Origin of the sequence: Aerococcus suis, assembly GCF_900176325.1 — a bacterium.
In the GTDB taxonomy this organism is placed as follows: domain Bacteria; phylum Bacillota; class Bacilli; order Lactobacillales; family Aerococcaceae; genus Aerococcus; species Aerococcus suis.
The window spans coordinates 1-2,518 of sequence record NZ_FWXK01000013.1 but is presented as its reverse complement, the minus strand read 5'-3'; the positions used below and the strand labels follow the sequence as shown (position 1 = coordinate 2,518).

At 51.3% G+C, this 2,518-nt stretch carries 1 rRNA gene; it reads left to right on the top strand.

Annotation, left to right across the window (positions count from 1 at the left end):
- Positions 1-2,518 (top strand): 23S ribosomal RNA (locus B8955_RS06770); the annotation flags it as partial.

Genomic DNA, 2,518 nt, shown 5'->3' with positions numbered 1-2,518 from the left:
TGTAGTTGAAGTCGATGGAAAGCGACATCACAGAAGGTGACAATCCTGTAAGCGAAACATTGATGACCCTATTCAGTATCCTGAGTACGACGGAGCACGTGAAATTCCGTCGGAAACCGGGAGGACCATCTCCCAAGCCTAAATACTCCCTAGTGACCGATAGTGAACCAGTACCGTGAGGGAAAGGTGAAAAGCACCCCGGGAGGGGAGTGAAAGAGTACCTGAAACCATGTGCTTACAAGCAGTCAGAGCCCGTTAATGGGTGATGGCGTACTTTTTGTAGAACGGACCGGCGAGTTATGATTGCATGCCAGGTTAAGTCGCAGAGACGGAGCCGTAGCGAAAGCGAGTCTGAAGTGGGCGTCGAGTATGTAGTCATAGACCCGAAACCAGGTGACCTACCCATGTCCAGGTTGAAGGTGCGGTAAAACGCACTGGAGGACCGAACCCACGTCTGTTGAAAAAGGCGGGGATGAGGTGTGGGTAGCGGAGAAATTCCAATCGAACTTGGAGATAGCTGGTTCTCTCCGAAATAGCTTTAGGGCTAGCCTCGGATGATGAATATTGGAGGTAGAGCACTGTTTGATCTAGGGGTCCAACATGGATTACCGAAATCTGATAAACTCCGAATGCCAAATATTTTAGTCCGGGAGTCAAACTGCGAGTGATAAGATCCGTAGTTGAAAGGGAAACAGCCCAGACCACCAGCTAAGGTCCCAAAGTTTCAGTTAAGTGGAAAAGGATGTGGGGTTGCTTAGACAACTAGGATGTTGGCTTAGAAGCAGCCATCATTTAAAGAGTGCGTAATAGCTCACTAGTCGAGTGACCCTGCGCCGAAAATGTACCGGGGCTAAACTGAACACCGAAGCTGTGGATCCGACGGATGGTAGGAGAGCGTTCTAAGGGCATTGAAGGTCGATCGTGAGGACGGCTGGAGCGCTTAGAAGTGAGAATGCCGGTATGAGTAGCGAAAGACGGGTGAGAATCCCGTCCACCGAATAACTAAGGTTTCCTGGGGAAGGCTCGTCCTCCCAGGGTTAGTCGGGACCTAAGCCGAGACCGATAGGTGTAGGCGATGGCCAACAGGTTGAGATTCCTGTACTTGTCATTATCGTTTGAGCGATGGAAGGACACAGGAGGCTAAACAGAGCGCGGAGATGGAAAAACGCGTCCAAGCAGTGAGTTTGATGTCGAGTGAAAGGCTTGATGTTAAAAATGAGCTGTGATGGGGAGAGAATTTAAGTATCGAAGCTGTTGATGTCACACTGTCGAGAAAAGTTTCTAGTGAGATGATGACAACCCGTACCGCAAACCGACACAGGTAGTTGAGTGGAGAACACTAAGGTGAGCGAGCGAACCCTCGTTAAGGAACTCGGCAAAATGACCCCGTAACTTCGGGAGAAGGGGTGCTGACCGCAAGGTCAGCCGCAGTGAATAGGCCCAAGCGACTGTTTATCAAAAACACAGGTCTCTGCAAAATCGAAAGATGACGTATAGGGGCTGACGCCTGCCCGGTGCTGGAAGGTTAAGAGGAGTTGTTAGCATTCGCGAAGCAACGAGTTGAAGCCCCAGTAAACGGCGGCCGTAACTATAACGGTCCTAAGGTAGCGAAATTCCTTGTCGGGTAAGTTCCGACCCGCACGAAAGGCGTAACGATTTGGGCACTGTCTCAACGAGGGACTCGGTGAAATTGTAGTACCAGTGAAGATGCTGGTTACCCGCGACAGGACGGAAAGACCCCATGGAGCTTTACTGCAGGTTGATATTGAATGTTTGTGTAACATGTACAGGATAGGTAGGAGCCATAGAAACCGGTACGCTAGTATCGGTGGAGGCGCTGGTGGGATACTACCCTTGTGACATGACCATTCTAACCCGCGGCCGTAATCCGGTCGGGAGACAGTGTCAGTCGGGCAGTTTGACTGGGGCGGTCGCCTCCTAAAATGTAACGGAGGCGCCCAAAGGTTCCCTCAGAATGGTTGGAAATCATTCGTAGAGTGTAAAGGCAGAAGGGAGCTTGACTGCGAGACCTACAAGTCGAGCAGGGACGAAAGTCGGGCTTAGTGATCCGGTGGCGCCGTATGGAAGGGCCATCGCTCAACGGATAAAAGCTACCCTGGGGATAACAGGCTTATCTCCCCCAAGAGTTCACATCGACGGGGAGGTTTGGCACCTCGATGTCGGCTCATCGCATCCTGGGGCTGAAGTCGGTCCCAAGGGTTGGGCTGTTCGCCCATTAAAGCGGTACGCGAGCTGGGTTCAGAACGTCGTGAGACAGTTCGGTCCCTATCCGTCGCGGGCGTTGGAAATTTGAGAGGAGCTATCCTTAGTACGAGAGGACCGGGATGGACACACCGCTGGTGTACCAGTTGTTCTACCAAGAGCAGAGCTGGGTAGCTATGTGTGGATAGGATAAACGCTGAAAGCATCTAAGCGTGAAACCTTCCTCAAGATGAGATTTCCCATATCTATAAGATAGTAAGACTCCTGAGAGATGATCAGGTTGATAGGCTGGAAG